This window comes from Pseudomonas sp. B21-054 (genome assembly GCF_026016345.1).
In the GTDB taxonomy this organism is placed as follows: Bacteria; Pseudomonadota; Gammaproteobacteria; order Pseudomonadales; family Pseudomonadaceae; genus Aquipseudomonas.
Genome location: NZ_CP087204.1, coordinates 3047144 through 3066997, shown reverse-complemented (window position 1 = coordinate 3066997; position 19854 = coordinate 3047144). Strand labels below are relative to the sequence as shown.

The 19854-nt window shown below is 60.6% G+C and carries 18 protein-coding genes; 13 read left to right on the top strand and 5 right to left on the bottom strand.

Annotated features, from left to right (window positions below):
* The first annotated feature begins 243 nt into the window (after positions 1 to 243).
* The 11 genes from LOY70_RS13795 to LOY70_RS13745 all read left to right on the top strand — a co-directional run bounded on the left by LOY70_RS13795 (position 244) and on the right by LOY70_RS13745 (position 12162).
* A complete protein-coding gene (locus LOY70_RS13795; RefSeq protein WP_265037549.1) occupies positions 244 to 615 on the top strand; it encodes a response regulator in 372 nt (123 codons plus the stop codon).
* Positions 616 to 692: 77 nt separating this feature from the next.
* The gene (locus tag LOY70_RS13790) at positions 693 to 1985 is read left to right on the top strand and encodes a glycosyltransferase (RefSeq protein WP_265037547.1); all 1293 of its coding nucleotides are present in this window, start codon (positions 693 to 695) and stop codon (positions 1983 to 1985) included.
* Between the two features lie 90 nt (positions 1986 to 2075).
* Positions 2076 to 2981 carry an AraC family transcriptional regulator gene (locus LOY70_RS13785; protein ID WP_265037545.1) on the top strand — a complete coding sequence of 302 codons (906 nt, stop codon included), beginning with the start codon at positions 2076 to 2078 and terminating at the stop codon, positions 2979 to 2981.
* A gap of 204 nt (positions 2982 to 3185) precedes the next feature.
* Complete coding sequence (locus LOY70_RS13780; RefSeq protein WP_265037544.1) at positions 3186 to 4496, top strand: ABC transporter substrate-binding protein; 1311 nt, start codon at positions 3186 to 3188, stop codon at positions 4494 to 4496.
* 150 nt (positions 4497 to 4646) lie between these two features.
* Positions 4647 to 5579 (top strand): carbohydrate ABC transporter permease, encoded by a 933-nt coding sequence (locus LOY70_RS13775; protein ID WP_123341299.1) that lies wholly within the window; start codon positions 4647 to 4649, stop codon positions 5577 to 5579.
* Between the two features lie 10 nt (positions 5580 to 5589).
* The gene (locus LOY70_RS13770) at positions 5590 to 6420 is read left to right on the top strand and encodes a carbohydrate ABC transporter permease (RefSeq protein ID WP_025213455.1); all 831 of its coding nucleotides are present in this window, start codon (positions 5590 to 5592) and stop codon (positions 6418 to 6420) included.
* A gap of 39 nt (positions 6421 to 6459) precedes the next feature.
* Positions 6460 to 7563 carry an ABC transporter ATP-binding protein gene (locus LOY70_RS13765; RefSeq protein WP_265037543.1) on the top strand — a complete coding sequence of 368 codons (1104 nt, stop codon included), beginning with the start codon at positions 6460 to 6462 and terminating at the stop codon, positions 7561 to 7563.
* 15 nt (positions 7564 to 7578) lie between these two features.
* Entirely contained in the window at positions 7579 to 9060 is a 1482-nt protein-coding gene (locus LOY70_RS13760) for a mannitol dehydrogenase family protein (protein WP_265037542.1), read from the top strand.
* Positions 9061 to 9265: 205 nt separating this feature from the next.
* Positions 9266 to 10753 carry a xylulokinase gene (gene xylB / locus LOY70_RS13755; RefSeq protein WP_265037541.1) on the top strand — a complete coding sequence of 496 codons (1488 nt, stop codon included), beginning with the start codon at positions 9266 to 9268 and terminating at the stop codon, positions 10751 to 10753.
* Positions 10754 to 10765: 12 nt separating this feature from the next.
* Positions 10766 to 11704, top strand: a complete 939-nt coding sequence (locus LOY70_RS13750) for a carbohydrate kinase family protein (protein ID WP_265037540.1) — start codon at positions 10766 to 10768, stop codon at positions 11702 to 11704.
* A 194-nt stretch (positions 11705 to 11898) separates the two neighbouring features.
* Positions 11899 to 12162, top strand: a complete 264-nt coding sequence (locus tag LOY70_RS13745; RefSeq protein WP_265037539.1) for a DUF2790 domain-containing protein — start codon at positions 11899 to 11901, stop codon at positions 12160 to 12162.
* An 80-nt stretch (positions 12163 to 12242) separates the two neighbouring features.
* Here the strand turns inward: LOY70_RS13745 and LOY70_RS13740 are convergent, their stop codons facing one another.
* The 4 genes from LOY70_RS13740 to LOY70_RS13725 form a co-directional block, all read right to left on the bottom strand.
* Positions 12243 to 12530, bottom strand: a complete 288-nt coding sequence (locus LOY70_RS13740; protein ID WP_265037538.1) for a DUF1652 domain-containing protein — start codon at positions 12528 to 12530, stop codon at positions 12243 to 12245.
* Between the two features lie 313 nt (positions 12531 to 12843).
* Complete coding sequence (ilvA, locus tag LOY70_RS13735; protein ID WP_265037537.1) at positions 12844 to 13911, bottom strand: threonine ammonia-lyase, biosynthetic; 1068 nt, start codon at positions 13909 to 13911, stop codon at positions 12844 to 12846.
* 233 nt (positions 13912 to 14144) lie between these two features.
* Positions 14145 to 15293, bottom strand: a complete 1149-nt coding sequence (locus LOY70_RS13730; RefSeq protein WP_265037536.1) for a PQQ-dependent sugar dehydrogenase — start codon at positions 15291 to 15293, stop codon at positions 14145 to 14147.
* A 47-nt stretch (positions 15294 to 15340) separates the two neighbouring features.
* On the bottom strand, positions 15341 to 15682 hold the full coding sequence (locus LOY70_RS13725) for a hypothetical protein (protein ID WP_265037535.1): 342 nt from the start codon (positions 15680 to 15682) through the stop codon (positions 15341 to 15343).
* Between the two features lie 201 nt (positions 15683 to 15883).
* On the opposite strand from LOY70_RS13725, the gene LOY70_RS13720 reads away from it, so the two are divergent.
* Positions 15884 to 16774, top strand: coding sequence for a Ku protein (locus tag LOY70_RS13720; RefSeq protein WP_265037534.1), 891 nt, complete (start codon positions 15884 to 15886; stop codon positions 16772 to 16774).
* Between the two features lie 32 nt (positions 16775 to 16806).
* A complete protein-coding gene (gene ligD / locus LOY70_RS13715) occupies positions 16807 to 18795 on the top strand; it encodes a DNA ligase D (protein WP_265037533.1) in 1989 nt (662 codons plus the stop codon).
* A gap of 58 nt (positions 18796 to 18853) precedes the next feature.
* On the opposite strand, the gene lpxO is transcribed toward ligD, so the two are convergent.
* Positions 18854 to 19753 carry a lipid A hydroxylase LpxO gene (gene lpxO, locus LOY70_RS13710; protein ID WP_265037532.1) on the bottom strand — a complete coding sequence of 300 codons (900 nt, stop codon included), beginning with the start codon at positions 19751 to 19753 and terminating at the stop codon, positions 18854 to 18856.
* Positions 19754 to 19854 lie beyond the last annotated feature (101 nt).

Below are 19854 nucleotides of genomic sequence, written 5' to 3'. Positions count from 1 at the left end.
GTGGACAGTTGAAAACCGTGGAGTTTGCCCGAAAAGCGCCGGTTGGATCCACATTTCTGACGAGACGAGGACGCAAATCCTACGGCAATCTGCCTTCATAGCAAGGAAGCGACTATCCTTGTCAGCTCTTGTACTATAGATCCTTTCTTGTACAACCTGGGGAACTTGTACCGCCTCGCCACTTACTCATGCATAAGACTTTTTTTCACGCCCTTCCCGCCCCATCTTTCGAGAATACCGACTATGTCCACCCCCGCTCCCGCCACTCAACCCACCATTCTGGTCGTCGAAGACGACGACATTGTGCGTATGTTGATCGTCGACGTACTGGAGGAGCTGGAATACCAGGTGCTGGAGGCGGACGGTTGTGAACAGGCGCTCGCCTATTTACGCAATGACGAGCAAATCATCGCCCTGATGATGACGGATGTCGGCCTGCCGGTGATGGACGGTCGTGAATTGGCGAAACAGGCCCGATCCTTGCGGCCAGGCCTGGCGATCCTGTTTGCCAGTGGTTATGCCGAAAGCATCGATGTGCCTGAGGGCATGGCGGTGATTGGCAAGCCGTTCTCCATCGATCAGTTGCGTGACAAGGTCAAAGGCATTCTTGCTTGAGCCGAAGCGGATTGTTGGTCACTATCGGCGCCCCACGCGCCGACTGCGCCTGATTCGCCTCAAGGAAAAACCTGCTCATGCGTCACCCCACCGCCACCAAGGTCCTGGTTATCGGCTATGTCTGGCCCGAGCCGCGCTCATCGGCTGCCGGCGGGCACGTCATGCAGCTCCTGGAAACATTCCTCGGGCAAGGCTGGGACATCACGTTCAGCAGCCCGGCACGCCCAGGTGAAAACCGCGCCGACCTGATCGCACTGGGCATCCACGAAGTGCCGATCGAACTCAATAGCGACAGTTTCGATGGGTTCATCCGTGAGCTGGCCCCGGATATCGTGTTGTTCGACCAGTTCATGATGGAAGAGCAATTTGGCTGGCGAGTCGAGAAACACTGCCCCGACGCCCTGCGCGTGCTGGAGACGTCCGATCTGCAAAGCCTGCGCCACGCCCGCCACCAGCGCCTGAGAGAGCGCTTGAAGGCCGATGGCGCTTCCCAGGATTTCAGCGACCTTTTCGCCCCGGCCCTGCGGGAAGAGTTCGAGTTGATGGCCAGCACCGACCTGGCCCAGCGGGAAATCGCCGCCTTGTACCGCTGCGACCTCAACCTGATGGTGTCCGAGGTTGAAATCGAACTGCTGGTGGAACACTTCAAACTGCCCCGCAGCCTGCTGCACTGGTGCCCGTTGATGCTGGACCTGCCGAACGAACCTTTCGTGCCGTTCGAAGACCGGGCGCACTTCTTGAGCATCGGCAATTTCCGACATGCGCCGAACTGGGACGCGGTGCTCTGGATGAAAAATGCCGTCTGGCCGCTGATCCGCCAGCAACTGCCCGGTGCGCAACTGCATCTGTATGGTGCCTACACCCCGCCCAAGGCGGCCGCGCTGCACAATCCGGCCCAGGGGTTCCACATCATGAACTGGGCCGAAGACGCCTTGCAGGTCATGTCGGCGGCCCGTATCTGCCTGGCGCCGCTACGTTTCGGCGCCGGTATCAAGGGCAAACTGATCGAGGCCATGCTCTGTGGCACGCCCAACGTCACCACGCCCATCGGCGCCGAAGCCATGCACGGCGAGTTGCCCTGGCCTGGATCGATCGCCCAAAGCGCCGAAAGCATCGCCCATGCGGCGGTGCAGCTGTATAGCGACCCGGCGCGTTGGACCCAGGCCCAGGACGCCGGCCTGGCCCTGCTGGCGAGCCGATACCAGCGACAGGTACATGGCCCGGCACTGATTGAAAGCATCACGGCCTGTCGTGCCGAACTTGCACAACGACGCAGGGACAACTTCACTGGCAGCATGCTGCGTCATCACCAGCACAAGAGCACCCAATACATGTCCCAGTGGATTGCAGCAAAAAACCGCACCCTCTAGCCGACGCCAGTCCCCACATCCTCTCCGGGGTGGCACCTGTGCGGCGAAGGGGGCATTATCAGTGGCGATAACAACAAAAGCGCCAGGCACATGACCCGAACAGCCAGAGTCACCGATCCTTCCTATGAGTTGATGGACGACCACAACGGGCTGTCCATCATCTATCGCCAGCACGGCTTCCCCTGCCCGCTGGTGCGCTGGCATTTTCACAAGGAATACGAGCTGCACCTGATCGTCGCCAGCTCCGGCAAGGTGTTCATTGGCGATTACATCGGCAACTTCTATCCGCAGTCATTGTTCCTCACTGGCCCCAACCTGCCCCACAACTGGATCAGCCAGGTGGCCGAGGATGAAGTGGTACCCAAGCGCGACATGCTGGTGAATTTCACCGACGAGTTGTTCGAAAGCGGCCACCAGGTGTTCGCCGAGCTCAAGACAGTCGCACCGCTGCTCGAACGCGCCCAATACGGCATCGAGTTCCGTTGCAAGCGCACCATCCGCCAGGCCATGATCCTGATGCAGCGCATCGCCGACTCCCAGGGCATGAGCCGCCTGGGGCATTTTTTCATCCTGATGGAGCTGCTGGCCGCCACGGATGACTACCAATTGCTTTCCGACGCCACCGCCCCGCAAGCGGCAGACGAGCACAGCATCGACCGCACGAACCGGGCGGTGGACTACATTTTCGCCCACTACGCCCGGGAGCTGTCCCTGGAAGAGGTCGCCGAGCACTTGGGCATGAAGCCCACGTACTTCAGCCGCGTGTTCAAACAGGCCACCGGCCGGTGCTTCATCGAATTCGTCAATCGGTTGCGCATCAGCAAATCCTGCGAGTTGCTGGCCGACGGCGATAAACCGGTGACGGACGTGTGCTTCGAGTCGGGGTTTAACAACATTTCCAATTTCAACCGGCGTTTCCAGCAACTCAAGGGCATGACCCCTTCCCACTACCGGCGCCTGGCGGTGCAGCGGTTGACCGAGCAGAACCAGGGCTGAGACTTTTTTTGCCCCGCCCCGCAGCCTGAACCGACAGGCATGGATCCCATCCAGTGCAAAAAAGTATCAGCACAAGTGCGACGGATGATTTGTCACGCCGTCCATAGAGGGCTGTAATCAGCGCACATTCTTCCCTTCATCCGGAAGACACAAAAACAATAACTGTCCTTCTGCAGCCTTCTGGGCGCGGAAAAGGAGTGCGCGATGAAACCTTCGGTAAAAGCTCTGCTTGTCTCCACCTGCATGACCCTCAGCAGCGTCAGTTTCGGCGCACAGACCCTCACCATTGCCACCGTCAACAACAGCGACATGATCCGCATGCAAAAGCTCTCGAAAACCTTCGAGGCCGAGCACCCGGATATCAAGCTGAACTGGGTGGTGCTCGAAGAAAACGTCCTGCGTCAACGCCTGACCACCGACATTGCCACCCAGGGTGGGCAGTTCGACGTGCTGACCATTGGCATGTACGAAGCTGCACTCTGGGGCGCCAAGGGTTGGCTGGAGCCGATGAAGGATCTGCCGGCCAGCTACGCCCTCGACGATGTATTCCCCTCCGTACGCGAAGGCCTGTCGGTCAAGGGCTCGCTCTACGCCCTGCCGTTCTATGCCGAAAGCTCGATCACCTACTACCGCACCGACCTGTTCAAGAACGCCGGGCTGACCATGCCCGAACACCCGACCTGGACCCAGATCGGTGAGTTCGCGGAAAAACTCACCGACAAGACCAAGGAACAATATGGTCTGTGCCTGCGGGGCAAGGCCGGTTGGGGCGAGAACATGGCACTGATCACCACCCTGGCCAACGGGTATGGCGCACGCTGGTTCGATGAGAAGTGGCAGCCACAATTCAATGGGCCCGAGTGGAAGGAAGCACTGAATTTCTACGTCGACAACATGAAGAAATCCGGCCCACCAGGCGCGTCCAGCAACGGTTTCAACGAAAACCTGGCGCTGTTCAACAGCGGCAAATGCGCGATCTGGGTCGATGCCAGCGTCGCCGGCTCGTTCGTCACCGACAAGACCCAGAGCAAGGTGGCCGATCACGTTGGATTCACCTTCGCTCCCCACGAAAAAACCGACAAGGGCACCTCGTGGATGTACTCCTGGTCGCTGGCCATCCCGACCAGCTCCAAAGCCAAGGACGCGGCCACGGTCTTTACCACGTGGGCGACGTCCAAGGAGTACGGCCAATTGGTCGCCAAGACCGACGGCATCGCCAACGTACCGCCAGGCACACGCACCTCGACCTACAGCGACGACTACATGAAGGCCGCGCCGTTTGCCAAGGTGACCCTGGAGTCGTTGAAAGTCGCCGACCCGAAAGCGCCAACCCTCAAACCTGTGCCCTACGTCGGCATCCAGTTGGTGACCATTCCCGAATTCCAGGCCATCGGTACCCAGGTGGGCAAATTCTTTTCGGGCGCGCTGACCGGCCAGCAGACCGTGGACCAGGCGTTGACCGCCGCGCAGTCCACCACCGAACGCGAGATGAAACGCGCTGGGTATCCCAAGTAACCCGCGCCGCCGCTCCGCCTTTTGTGGGAGCGGGCTTGCTCGCGAAAGCGATCTGTCAGTCACATTGATGTTGGATGTACTGCCCTATTCGCGAGCAAGCCCGCTCCCACAGGGGATTTTTGTAGGCCTGCACAAAATCGGTTCAATGCCATGAATAGTTCAACGACAACCGCCAAAGCCCCCATCGAGATTGCCCCACCGACCCGCAAGGTCCGTTTGGCGAACCCCGGCTGGTTCCTGGTCAGCCCTTCGGTCGCCTTGTTGCTGTTGTGGATGATCGTGCCGCTGGGCATGACCGTCTATTTCTCGATGATCCGCTACAACCTGCTCTACCCCGGCGAAAACGAATTCGTGGGGTTGGAGAACTTCACGTACTTCCTGACCGATTCGGGCTTCATGCCCGGCGCCACCAACACCCTGCTGCTGGTGGGCAGCGTGTTGCTGATCAGTATCGTGCTCGGCGTGCTGATCAGCGCCCTGCTGGAGGCCAGTGAGTTCTTTGGTCGCGGCATCGTACGGGTGCTGCTGATTTCACCCTTCTTCATCATGCCCACCGTGGGTGCGCTGATCTGGAAGAACCTGATTTTCCATCCGGTCTCGGGGATCCTCGCCTCGGTGTGGAAACTGTTCGGCGCGCAACCGGTGGACTGGCTGGCCCACTACCCGCTGCTGTCGATCATCATCATCGTGAGCTGGCAATGGCTGCCCTTTGCGATTCTGATCCTGATGACCGCCATGCAGTCCCTCGATCAGGAACAGAAAGAGGCTGCGCGCCTGGACGGTGCCGGCCCCATCGCGATTTTCTGGCACCTGACCCTGCCGCACCTGGCTCGCCCGATTGCCGTGGTACTGATGATCGAGACGATTTTCCTGCTGTCGGTGTTCGCCGAGATTTTCACCACCACCAACGGTGGCCCTGGCTACGCCTCCACCAACCTGGCCTACCTGATCTACAACCAGGCACTGGTGCAGTTCGACGTCGGCATGGCTTCGGCCGGTGGCTTGATTGCCGTGGTCATCGCCAACATCGCCGCCATCATCCTGGTCCGGATGATTGGCAAAAACCTCACCGACAAGCAATGAGGCCGTCGCCATGACTCTTCAACAATCCCGTCGCCTGCAAAGCCTGCTGCTGGGCACGCTGGCCTGGGCCATCGCGATCCTGATCTTTTTCCCGATTTTCTGGATGGTGCTGACCAGCTTCAAGACCGAAATCGACGCGTTCGCCACGCCGCCGCAGTTCATCTTCACGCCGACGCTGGAGAACTACCTGCACATCAACGAGCGCAGCAACTACTTCAGCTTCGCCTGGAACTCGGTGGTGATTTCCTTCAGCGCCACCGCCCTGTGCCTACTGATTGCGGTGCCGGCGGCCTACTCCATGGCGTTCTATGAAACCCAGCGCACCAAAGGCACGTTGCTGTGGATGCTCTCCACCAAGATGTTGCCGCCGGTGGGCGTGCTGATGCCGATCTACCTGCTGGCCAAGAGTTTTGGCCTGCTGGATACACGGATTGCGCTGATCATCATCTACACGCTGATCAACCTGCCGATCGTGGTCTGGATGATTTACACCTACTTCAAGGACATTCCTCGCGACATCCTCGAAGCCGCGCGCCTGGATGGCGCCACGCTGTGGCAGGAGATGGTTCGCGTCCTGCTGCCAATCGCCAAGGGGGGCCTGGCCTCCACCGTACTGTTGTCGCTGATCCTGTGCTGGAACGAGGCCTTCTGGTCACTGAACCTCACCTCATCCAAAGCCGCGCCATTGACGGCACTGATCGCGTCCTACTCCAGCCCCGAAGGTTTGTTCTGGGCCAAGTTGTCCGCCGTCTCGACCCTGGCCTGCGCGCCGATCCTGATTTTTGGCTGGATCAGCCAGAAACAGCTGGTACGCGGTTTGTCCTTCGGCGCCGTGAAATAACGCGCCCTACACCATCATCAGAAGTGGAGGCCCATCCTCATGGCCAATCTGAAAATCAAGAATTTGCAAAAGGGTTTCGAAGGCTTCTCCATCATCAAGGGCATCGACCTTGAGGTGAACGACCGCGAGTTCGTGGTGTTTGTCGGCCCGTCGGGCTGCGGCAAGTCCACGCTGCTGCGGCTGATCGCCGGCCTTGAGGAGGTCAGCGACGGCACCATCGAACTGGACGGCCGAGACATCACCGAAGTCAGCCCAGCCAAGCGCGACCTGGCGATGGTGTTCCAGACCTACGCCCTGTACCCGCACATGAGCGTGCGCAAGAACATGTCCTTCGCCCTGGACCTGGCCGGCGTGCCCAAGGCCGAGGTCGAGAAGAAGGTCAACGAAGCGGCGCGCATCCTTGAGCTGGGGCCGATGCTCGAGCGCAAGCCCAAGCAGCTGTCCGGCGGCCAGCGCCAGCGCGTGGCGATTGGCCGGGCCATCGTGCGCAATCCGAAAATCTTCCTGTTCGACGAACCGTTGTCCAACCTCGACGCCGCACTTCGGGTGCAGATGCGCCTGGAACTGGCCCGGCTGCACAAGGAACTGCAGGCGACCATGATCTACGTGACCCACGATCAGGTCGAAGCCATGACCCTGGCCGACAAGGTCGTGGTGCTCAATGGCGGGCGCATCGAACAGGTCGGCTCGCCGCTGGAGCTGTATCACCAACCGGCCAACCTGTTTGTCGCCGGGTTCCTCGGCACACCGAAAATGGGCTTTCTCAAAGGCAAGGTCACGCGGCTTGAAGGCCAGGGCTGTGAAGTCCTGCTGGATGCCGGCACCCGTATCAGCCTGCCATTGAGCGGCGCCAGCCTGAGCGTTGGCGGCGCGGTGACCCTGGGAATTCGTCCGGAGCACTTGAACCTGGCACAACCGGGCGATTGCACGTTGCAAGTCACCGCTGATGTGAGCGAACGATTGGGCAGCGACACCTTCTGTCACGTCGTCACCGCGTCCGGCGAAGCCTTGACCATGCGCGTTCGCGGCGACCTGGCGAGCCGTTTTGGCGAGCAATTGAGCCTGCACCTGGACGCTGAACACTGCCACCTATTCGATGCCGAGGGCGTGGCGGTCACCCGTGCGCTGCGCGTCGCCGCCTGATTGCCGAGACTTGTGATGAAACTCAACCGACAGAACCTGCACAACCTCAGCCCCGAGGTCGCCCTGCCCGCCTATTCCTTGAGCGAGATTCGCCAGGGCATCGCCCACATCGGTGTCGGCGGCTTCCACCGCGCCCACCAGGCGTATTACACCGATGCGCTGATGAACACCGGTGCAGACCTGGACTGGGCCATCTGCGGCGTTGGCTTGCGGGCCGAAGACCGTCGCGCCCGGGATGACCTGGCCGGCCAGGACTATCTCTTCACGCTGTATGAACTGGGCGACACGGACGACACCGAAGTCCGGGTGATCGGCGCCATCGCCGACATGCTGCTGGCCGAAGATGGCGCCCAGGCGCTGATCGACAAACTGGCCGACCCACAGATCCGCATCGTCTCGCTGACCATCACCGAGGGTGGCTATTGCATTGACGACAGCAACGGCGAGTTCATGGCCCACCTGCCGCAGATCCAACATGACCTGGCCCACCCGAACGAACCGAAGACCGTCTTCGGTTTCCTCTGCGCAGCCCTGGCCAAGCGCCGCGCCGCCGGCACCTCGGCGTTCACCCTGATGTCCTGCGATAACCTGCCCCACAACGGCGCCGTGACCCGCAAGGCGCTGCTGGCCTTCGCCGCCTTGCGCGACGCCGAGCTGGGCCAGTGGATCGAACATAACGTCAGCTTCCCCAACGCCATGGTCGACCGCATCACCCCCATGACCAGCAGCGCCCATCGCCTGCAACTGCATGACGAACATGGCATCGACGATGCCTGGCCGGTGGTCTGCGAACCCTTCGTGCAATGGGTGCTGGAAGACAAATTCGTCAACGGCCGCCCTGCCTGGGAAAAGGTCGGGGTGCAGTTCACCGATGACGTTTCGCCCTATGAAGAGATGAAAATCAAGCTCCTCAACGGCAGTCACCTGGCGCTGACCTACCTGGGCTTTCTCAAGGGCTATCGCTTCGTCCACGAGACCATGAATGATCCGCTATTCGTGCGTTACATACGGGCCTACATGGACCTGGACGTGACGCCGCAACTGGCGCCAGTGCCGGGTATCGACCTGACCGACTACAAGAACACCCTGGTGGAGCGCTTTTCCAACCAGGCGATTGCCGACCAGTTGGAACGGGTCTGTTCGGACGGCTCGTCGAAATTTCCAAAATTTACCGTGCCCACTATCAACCGGCTGATTGCCGACGGCGCTGAAACCCGGCGCGCGGCGCTGGTGGTGGCCGCCTGGGCCGTTTACCTGAAGGGCGTGGACGAGAATGGCTTGACCTATTCGATCCCCGATCCACGGGCGGCGTTCTGCCAGGCGCTGGTGGCTGACGATGCGTTGGTGACCCAGCGGATGCTGGAAGTGGAAGAAATCTTTGGTACGGCGATCCCCCGTTCACCGGAGTTCGTGGCAGCATTCGAATGGTGCTGTAATAGCTTGCGCGAGCATGGCGTCACGCGAACGCTTGAGCGCGTGTTGGCTGACGCAGACTAAACCTGCGGACGCGGTCGCTTTTTGTGGCGAGGGGATTTATCCCCGCTGGGACGCGAAGCGTCCCCAAGACATGTGAATCTGACACACTGAGTAGTCAGTGTCAGGGCTGCTTCGCAGCCCAGCGGGGATAAATCCCCTCGCCACAGGTTCCATGTCCCGGTCCAAACAGTTCTGTGCTGACGGTTCATTGATATCAAGGATTTCTATGGCAAACCAACAACTGTTCCTGGGCATCGACTGCGGCACCCAAGGCACCAAGGCCCTGATCCTCGACGCCGCCAGCGGCCAGGTCCTGGGCCTGGGTGCCGCCGGACACGACATGATCAGCGGCCCTAACGGATGCCGCGAACAAGACACCCGGCAATGGCTTGACGCCTTCACCCAGGCGACCCATCAGGCGCTGGCCGCCGCCGGAGTCGATGGCCAGGCGATCCTCGGCGTCGGCGTCTCCGGCCAGCAGCACGGCTTGGTGCTGCTTGACGACCAGGGCCAGGTTTTGCGCCCGGCCAAGCTATGGTGTGACACCGAGACAACGCCGGAAAACGATCGGCTCCTGGCGCACCTGGGCGGTGAAGACGGCAGCCTCGAACGCCTCGGCGTGGTGATCGCGCCGGGCTACACGGTTTCCAAACTACTCTGGACGCGAGAGCAGCATCCCCAGCTATTTGAACGCATCGCCAGCATCCTGCTGCCCCACGACTTCCTCAACTACTGGCTCACCGGCCGCCACTGCAGCGAATACGGCGATGCCTCGGGCACCGGCTATTTCAACGTGCGCGCCCGTCAATGGGACGTCGCGTTGCTGCAACACATCGACCCCAGCGGCCGCTTGCAAACGGCGCTGCCGGAACTGATCGACGCTCACCAACCGGTCGGTCGGATCCTGCCGGCCATTGCCGCGCACCTGGGCATCAACCGCAATGCCGTGGTGGCAAGCGGTGGCGGTGACAATATGATGGGCGCCATCGGCACCGGCAATATCCAGCCCGGCGTGATCACCATGAGCCTCGGTTCCTCCGGCACGGTGTACGCCTACGCCGCGGAGCCTGCGGTCAGCCCGCAAGCCTCGGTGGCAACGTTCTGTTCTTCCAGTGGTGGCTGGCTGCCGTTGATCTGCACCATGAACCTGACCAACGCCACTGGCGCGATACGCGAGCTGCTGGAGCTGGACATCAACGCCTTCAACGCCCTGGTGGCGCAGGCTCCGATTGGTGCCGAGGGCGTATGCATGTTGCCGTTTCTCAACGGTGAGCGCGTGCCTGCCCTACCCCATGCCACCGGCAGCCTGCTGGGCCTGACCACCACCAACCTGACCCGGGCCAACCTGTGCCGCGCCGTGGTCGAAGGCACGACCTTCGGTTTGCGCTACGGCCTGGACCTGTTGCGGGCCAACGGGCTCGAGGCCCAGAGCATCCGCCTGATCGGCGGTGGCTCGAAGAGCCCGGTGTGGCGGCAGATCGTCGCCGACATCATGGACACCACAGTCATTTGCACCGAACAAAGCGAAGCGGCTGCATTGGGTGCGGCGATCCAGGCGGCGTGGTGTCATTCAGGCGCGCAAGACAGCCTTGCCGAATTGTGCGAGCGCTGCGTCAAGCTCGACCCGGCCAGCGAAACCCGGCCCATCGCCGAGCATGTCGCGGCCGCCCAACACGCTTATGAACTTTATCGACAACACGTCGCAACCCTTTGAGAGCGTTCAACTATGTATCTGGTGTGTGGTGAAGCGCTGTTTGATTTTTTCAGTGAAACCGAGGCGGATGGTCCTGCCTCGCAGGTGAACTACAAGGCCATTGCCGGCGGCTCGCCGTTCAACGTGGCGGTCGGCTTGCGGCGCCTGGGTGTCGAGTCGGCGCTGTTTGCCGGGCTGTCCACCGACTACCTTGGCCGCCGCTTGCAGCAAGTACTGCTCAACGAAGGCGTCAGCGCCCAATACCTGCTGGACTTCGATGCGCCGACGACCCTGGCGATGGTCGCCGTCGGCGCCAACGGCTCGCCCCACTACAGTTTCCGTGGCGAAGGTTGCGCGGACCGACAGTTGAGCCCGGCCCATCTACCGGCGCTGGGCCCAGAGGTGCGCGGCTTGCATTTTGGCTCGTTCTCCCTGGTGGTCCAGCCGATCGCCGACACCCTATTGGCCCTGGTGCAGCGCGAAAGCGGCAAGCGCCTGATCAGCCTGGATCCGAACGTGCGCCTCAATCCACAGCCGGATATCGACCTGTGGCGCTCGCGAATCGCCACGCTGGTGCAATACGCCGACCTGATCAAGGTCAGCGACGAAGACCTAGGCCTGCTCTACCCCGAACTTGAACCACAAGCGGTCATTGATGGCTGGCTGAAGCACCGTTGCCAGCTGGTATTCCTGACCCGCGGCGGCCAGGGCGCAGCGGTGTTCAGTCGCCGACACGGCTCGTGGTCGATGCCCGCCTGCCCGGTGAAAATTGCCGACACCGTGGGTGCCGGCGACACCTTCCAGGCCGCATTGATCACCTGGCTCACTGAACAGCAACTGGATTCGGTCGAAGGCCTGAACACCCTGAGCCGGGAGCAGATCAGCAGCATGCTCGACTTCGCCATACGCGCCGCAGCCATGACCTGCGCAAAGACTGGGCCAGACTTGCCTTACCGACAGCAATTGAGCTGACGCATCCAAGCCGCTGCCGAACGCCGCCGTGCCTTCGGCAGCGACTGCTCTGACAAAAGCCAATCGCTTGGCTTTAACCCTCGTTTAATCCCACGATCCGAGACTGTCCCGGACCGCGTATCCCTCCTGAGGCCCCACGCGGCAGGCCCGATGTTGAAACATCCGGTCGATTTCTCTCTGCTGCGGAGACGCTCATGGATATTCGTAGATTAATCGCTGCATCATCCCTGCTTATCCTGACGGGCATAAGCGTGCTGGCCCAGGCCGACAACGCTGGACAACCCACGCCCTACCGTTATGGCATGCCGTTGGAAATCAAAAAGGTGGTATCACTGAAAGAGCCGTCGACGCCTTATTGCAAGGTCGTGACTGCGCAGATGGTGTATATCGACAAGGCGGGGCAAACCCGTGATGTCTCATACCGCAAGCTATCGGATTCCTGCAGCAACCAAAATTGACGGGGACTACCCGGATAACAGAACGCCCGGCTCGGATAAAGACCGGGCCAGGCGTCGATGGGATTGAACAGGGTGTTTATTTAGCGCCCGGTCATCCGATGTAGCTGATGAAAATGGTTACCGACAGGACTGTGGTGCTGGTTCTGACCGAGTTCGGTGCGCAGTTCGGCAATCAGATCGTTGATTGCGCGGCAACCGGTGAGTTTTTGCGCATCGATGCCAGTTTTTACCAGCGCTACGCGGTCGGTTTCATGATCGTCGTAGATCTTGATCGTCATGGACAAATCGGGTGACAACGTGCATTGCGAGCGCTTGGGCAGCAAGCTGCTTTCAATGATGTTTCGCATTTCGAGGGCAGATAAAAACATGGCAACTCTCTCCTGTTGAGGCGGCCAATTTATATACAACGGCTGTATTTTCGTCCGATCTTCCATGCGGACTGGGACTACGAATACCGCGCCGTTCGTTCGTTTTTTGGCATTTCTAATAATTGAGCCCCAGTAAGGCGAACTCCCAGACCATCTCGCAAATAACATGCCCGAATTCGCGATACCCAGGCTTGATTCAAATCAAGTACTTACCGTTGCCTGGCGCCGAAGCGCCCGTGCAGAATGCAAGGTAACGGTAAAAGAACCTTGCAAACTGCAATCGCTTTCTTCCTGTCGAAAACCAGAGTAGCGCCTATTGCGACAGGGTGAGAGGGCATCCGTCGCCTGCTTCAAAAAAAGTGTGACTCGGGCGACAAGCTGTATTGATCGCCGCGCGCTCGGCCACATGGCGCAAGCTGTCAAAGTTGATATTGGCTCCGGAATCGATGGCCACCAGGGTTTGCCCTTGCGCGCCAGTCCGGGCCACGTACTGTTTGATGCCCGCCACTGCCAAGGCACCCGACGGCTCGGTGATTGAGCGGGTATCGTCATAGATATCCTTGATTGCGGCACACAGTTGATCGTCGGTGACGGTCATGACTTCATCGACACAGAAGCGGCAGATTTCGAAACCATGAGCGCCGATCTGCGCCACTGCCACGCCATCGGCGAAGGTCCCCACGCTCGGTAGCGTCACCCGTTCCCCAGCCAGCAACGCCGCCTGCAGGCAGGCCGAGTGTTCTGACTCGATCCCGATGATACGAACTTCCGGACGCAGGTACTTGACGTAGGCCGCGATGCCGGCAATCAGCCCACCGCCACCGACCGGGACAAAAATGGCGTCCAGCCTGCCGGGGTGCTCGCGCAGGATTTCCATGGCCACGGTGCCCTGCCCCGCGATCACGTCCGGATCATCGAAAGGCGATACGAACTCCCGCCCAGTCTGCCGGGCCAGGTCCAGTGCATACTCCAAGGCAAACGGAAAACTCTCCCCGTACAGCAACGCTTCAGCGCCCCGGTTGCGCACGCCCAGCACCTTGAGTTGCGGGGTGGTCACGGGCATGACGATGCTCGCCGAGATACCCAGCTCCCGCGCCGCCAGCGCCACGCCTTGGGCATGATTGCCAGCCGATGCGGTGATGACGCCACGGGCCCGCTGCGCCGGGGTCAACTGGACCAGCTTGTTGTAGGCGCCGCGGATCTTGAAGGAAAAGGTCGGCTGCAGGTCTTCACGCTTGAGCAGGATCCGGTTCCCCAGGGCTTCGGATAACGCAGGGGCCGCTTGCAGTGGTGTGCGCACGGCCAGTTCGTACACCGGCGCGGCCAGGATTTTTTTGACGTAGTGTTCCAGCAGGGCTTGTTCGGTGTGGGTAGCGGTCATGGCGGTCTCCTGGTTTGGATGCAACCCTGGAGACAGAAAGAAAAAACCCGCCTCTAGGGCGGGTTGGGTGCAGTCGTCAGCTAGCCCGCCAAATAAGGAATGGCGGTAATAATGCTGGCCTGGCTGCGCAGTACGGTAAAAGTCATGGCTGGAAATTAGCGGTGCGTTGGCAGCAAGTCAATGGACAATATCAAGTGTTGCCATCGGTCCTCGTGACCAGAGCTCGCGTCGTATCATTTGAGGCCGACTTTATACAACGCCCCGTCCCCTTCATCCGTCAGCACGTACAGGTAACCATCCGGCCCCTGGCGAACGTCACGGATACGCTCGTCGAGTTCACCGAGCAAACGCTCCTCGTGCACGACCTTATCGCCCTGAAGCTGTAAACGGATCAGGTTCTTGGACACCAGCGCACCAATGAATACGTTGTGTTTCCAGGCCTTGAAGCGATCACTGTCATAGAACGCCATGCCGCTGAGCCCCGGCGACACCGACCAGACATGGTGAGGACCTAGGGTGCCTTGCACCGTCTTGCCCTGGGCTTCGGGAATCGGGGCACCGGAGTAGTTGTCGCCATGGGTCGCCAGCGGCCAGCCGTAATTCTTGCCCCGCTCGATGATGTTCAGTTCATCGCCGCCCTTGGGCCCGTGCTCGTTCTCCCACAGCGTACCGTTGCGGGGGTTGAGGGCAGCCCCCTGTGGGTTGCGGATGCCATAGGCCCAGATCTCGGGCCGTACGTTTTCCTGCCCGACAAAGGGGTTATCGTCCGGCACCTTGCCATCGGGGTAGATGCGCGCAATCTTGCCTTGCAACTTATCCAGGTCCTGGGCCGTCGGACGGTCGTTGTTTTCTCCCAAGGTGATGAACAGGTAACCGTCTCGGTCGAAAACCAGGCGCGATCCAAAGTGGTTGCCCGTGGACAGCTTGGGTTGTTGGCGGAAGATCACGTCGAAACCGTTCAGCCGCTTCAAGTCTTGTGACAACTGCCCGCGCCCCACTGCGGTGCCGGCCTTGCCGTCTTCACCTGCCTCGGCATAGGACAGGTAGACGGTACGATCCTGTTTGAAGTCCGGCGACAGTACGACATCCAGCAAACCGCCCTGGCTCTTGGCCCAGACCTTGGGGACGCCACTCAACGGCGCCGATAACCGACCATCGGGGCTCACCAGTCGCAGGTTGCCGGGGCGCTCCGTGACCAGCATGCCTTGCTGATCCGGCAGGAACGCCACCGCCCAAGGGTGTTCCAGGCCCTTGACCACGGTGGTCACCTCCAGGGTGCCCTCCTCGCTTTTCATCGATTGGGTTTGCGCGGCAGAAACCGGCGTGGCAAGGGTTAGAACAGCGCTGGCGCAAAGGGCAGCCAGGAGTGTTTTACGCAACATGCACACTTCCTTCTGTGGTGTGAAAAGAAACAGCCAGGATTCAGCGCCTAGCGATCGCCGTTGTTCGTACTCCTGGGCGGCGGCGTGTACTCGAGGGTAGGTCGTGGCGAAGCCGGCGGCTTGCCGGAACGCGGGTAGCCATTGCCAATGCCGCCGTTTTCCAGGGTTGGTGGACGAGGCGTCGGAATCGTCGGGTTATTGCGGATCGTCGGCACGTTGGGCTGCATGCCCTGCATGCTGTTGGGATTGGCCCGGCGAGTCGGGCTGTTATAGGGGTTGTTGTTGCCGGGCAGATTCTGCGCCACGAGCACGGCACCCTCGCCAGGCACTGCGGCCTGGGCAGCGGTGGCCAGTAATAGCGTCATGATGGCAACCATTAGCCTGTTCATTGGAGTTCCTCATGGATTCAGGCATATCGAAAACACGCTACGCCGCAGGTTCGCCGTTGTTAAGTAAAAAATCCCCGGGAACATGTAACCAAGCGTCTCCAAGCCGCCTTCCACAGTGCGTCAGGGCAGCACGCGGCGGAAACTTTTCCCAGGCCCCCAGGGTCACCAGAAAGACCAATTCACCGGCAAGGAAATTCCACCATGGCACGGGCAATCTGGAAAGGCGCAATCAGTTTCGGACTGGTCCACATTCCTGTGGCGCTGGTGTCGGCCACCTCGTCCCAGGGTGTGGATTTCGACTGGCTGGACAAGCGCAGCATGGATCCGGTGGGCTATAAGCGGGTCAACAAGGTCACGGGTAAAGAAGTGACCAAGGAAGACATCGTCAAAGGCGTGCAATACCAAAAAGGCCAGTATGTGCTGCTCAGCGAAGAGGAAATCCGTTCCGCCCATCCCAAGTCCACCCAGACCATCGATATCTTTTCCTTCGTCGACAGCGAAAAGATTCCGCTGCAAAACATCGACACCCCTTACTTCCTGGCGCCAGACAAGCGCGGCGGCAAAGTCTACGCGCTGTTGCGTGAAACCCTGATCAAGACCAACAAAGTGGCCCTGGCCCACGTCGTGCTCCACACCCGCCAGCACCTGGCGGCCCTCATGCCCCTGGAGTCGGCCCTGGTACTGGTGATGCTGCGCTGGCCAGCGGAAGTGCGTGAACTCGACATCCTGGAGCTGGGCGACGAGGTCACTCATCCGACCCTGGCCAAGGGTGAGTTGGATATGGCCAAGCGCCTGGTAGAGGACATGAGCGCCGACTGGGAGCCGGAGCAATACCGCGACAGTTTCGAAGACAAGATCATGGAACTGGTGGAGAAGAAGGCCAACGAAGGCCGACTCGAAGCGGTGGAGACCGACCCGGGGGAAGAACAACGCAAGACCGCCGATGTCATCGACCTCACCGAACTACTCAAGCGCAGCCTGGGTGGCAAAGGCAAGGCGGCGGACAAAGCCGCTGCAAAAACCGCGGCAAAACCGACGAAGACCAGCAAGTCCACTCCTGCTAAAAAAGCCACCAAGGCTTCTCGGGGCTAGACCCGGGCGCCCGTTATACAAAGGAATCTGTCATGGCCAATGCCGAGAGTGAATACGCCCGCCTGTCCGATGCCGAGCAGGACAAGCCATCGTCGCCCCATCGCACCCGACGGGCCAGGACCGCCGACGAAAACCGCCTTCCCGAACGCCTTTCGCCGCAACTGGCTACCCCCGTGGAGCAACCTCCGTCCGGTGAGTGGCTCTATGAAGTGCAATTCCATGGCTATCGACTGCTGACCCGCATCGAACACGGCGAAGTGCGGCTGATCAATCGTACACAGCAGGACTGGACCGACCGGCTGAAGCTGCATGCCGACGCCCTGGCCGAGTTGAACCTGGAGGACAGTTGGCTCGACGGTGAGTTGGTCCTGCTGGACGATACCGGGCACTCTGACTTCGCCGCCCTGCGCCAGGCTTTCGAAATCGGCCGCAGCGTCGACATGGTCTATTTCCTGTTCGATGCGCCGTTTCTCAATGGCGTCGACCTGCGCCAGAAGCCGGTGGAAGAACGCCGCGCGGCACTTAAGACGGTCCTGAAGAACAACGCCAGCAAGCGCCTGCGGTTTTCCGAGGCATTTGCCGCCAGCCAGCACGACATGTTCGAAAGCGCCATTGCCCTGGCATTGGACAGCGTGGTCGGCAAACGCCTGGGCAGCCCTTATATGTCCCGGCGAAGCGCCGACTGGGTCAAGCTCAAGTGTCGCCTGCGCCAAGCCTTCGTGATCGTCGGGTTCACCCGTGCGCAAGGCAAGCGCAACGGTTTCGGCGCACTGTTACTGGCGGTCAACGGACCGTCTGGGTTGGTCTATGCCGGCCGGGTCGGCAGCGGATTCACTCAATCCCTGCTCAAGCAATTGCATGAGCAACTCTGTGCCCAGGAGCGTGACACGGCGCCGCTGGCCGAACCGCTCAACGCCACGCAGAGCCGCAGCGTGCATTGGGTGGAGCCGACTCAGGCCTGCGAAGTCGAATTCGCCGAATGGACCCGTGACGGCCTTGTCCGCCAGGCGGTTTTTCTGGGGCTGTCGGCCAATCCCCCTACCCATAAGATTGTTCGTGAACAACCCATGCCAATAAAACCCCTGGCACCCAAGCCCCAGCGCCGAAGCAAAACCCGCGCCGTGGAAGTCGGCGGTGTGGCGATTACCCATCCCGAGCGCGTCATCGACAGTGTCAGCGGCGTCCAGAAAGCCGAACTGGCGCAGTATTACGCCGACATTGCCCCGTGGATCCTGCCCCATCTGAAGCAGCGCCCCGTTGCCCTGTTGCGGGCTCCAGACGGGATCGGTGAGGAGCAGTTTTTCCAGAAACACGCAGATCGCCTGGACATTCCCCATATCAAACAACTGGATCCGGCGCTGGACCCTGGCCATGCCGCCCTGATGGAAATCGACAGCGTGCAGTCGCTCATCAGCGCGGCACAAATGGGTACGCTGGAATTGCACACCTGGACGGCCACCCACGACCGGATCGAAACGCCGGACCAGTTCGTCCTGGACCTGGATCCCGACCCATCCCTGCCTTGGCGCGCCATGCTCGAGGCGACTCGCCTGACCCTGTCGCTGCTCGACGAGCTGGGTTTGCAGGCCTTTCTCAAGACCAGTGGCGGCAAAGGCATGCACGTCATCGTGCCACTGGCGCGAAGTGAAGGCTGGGACAGCACCAAGGCGTTTGCCAAGGCGATCTCTCAGTTCCTGACCCGGCAGATGCCGCAACGGATCACCGCGACCATGGGGCCAAAAAACCGCGTCGGGAAAATATTCGTCGATTACCTGCGCAACGCCCGGGGCGCCAGTACCGTGACGGCCTACTCAGTACGAGCCCGGCCAGGCCTGCCGGTATCCGTCCCGATTGCCCGTGCCGAACTGGACGGTTTGCGCAACGCCCAGCAATGGGACATCCATACAGCCCTTGAACGGGCCAAGGGCCTGGGCGCCGATCCTTGGGAAGGCTACAACCATCGACAACGGATCACCGCGCGGATGTGGGAACAACTGGAGGCGCAAAAACCCAGCGACTGATTCGAGCATTGCCAAGCGCGAACGTGGAAACGCTGAATCAAAGCCGCGGGAAGGTCATTCAGATCCAGACGAAAAGCGCCAACAGCCCGCCGAAGAACGCCCATTTCTGCAGGTAGTACAGCTTGCGATTGCGCTTCTTCAGCGCTTTACCCTGGAGTCGTATTTTATAGAGCCTGGAAAACGCCCGGTTCAAGCCACCTGTCTTGTCGCCGGCGTCGTTGGGCGCACCGGCGGCGGCCATCACGGTGCGGCTGAACCAGCGGTTGAACGCAGTGGCCCAGCGAAACGTCATGGGCCGCTCCACATCGCAGAACAGAATGATGCGGTTATGGGCGGTGGTGTTCTCGGCGTAATGAATGAACGTCTCGTCGAACATCACCGCTTCGCCATCGCGCCAATGGTAATGCTCACCATCGACATTGATGTAGCAGCCAGCGTCGTTGGGCGTTTCCAGGCCCAGGTGATAGCGGTAGGACCCCGCATATGGGTCACGGTGACGCACCAGCTTCGAACCCGGTGGCAGCTGCGCGAACATCGCCGCCTTGATCGAACCGATGCTCTGCACCAGCTCCGTGGTCCGCGGGCACAGTTTCATGGCCGAAGGATGACTGTCGCCGTACCACTTCAGGTAAAACCGCTTCCAGCCGGTCTTGAAGAACGAGTTGAAGCCGACGTCATCGTACTGACTGGAACGCTTGATCTCCCCCGCCTGCAGCAAGCTTTGGCCTTCGGCCCGGATCTCTTCCCAATGGGCTTGCAACGGGCTCAAGTCTGGGAAGTCCGCTGGATTGAGGAACGGTTTGCTGGGAAACCTGGAACACAGGTACAGCAGGGAATTGATCGGCGCGAGAAAGGACGAGTGGTCGCTCAACTGGCGTGCCAATCCATGTCGCACGCGCCCGCGCAGGTGCACATAGCTGATGGACAAGATATAGATCGCGACAATGATGAGCTTCACGGATTCCGTCACACATCAGGAGTGAAATGGGGCTACTTTCCCCGGCCAGCCAAGCGGCAAAGGGGGAAGGCATCGAGTGAGATGGCATTTTAGCCAGAGTT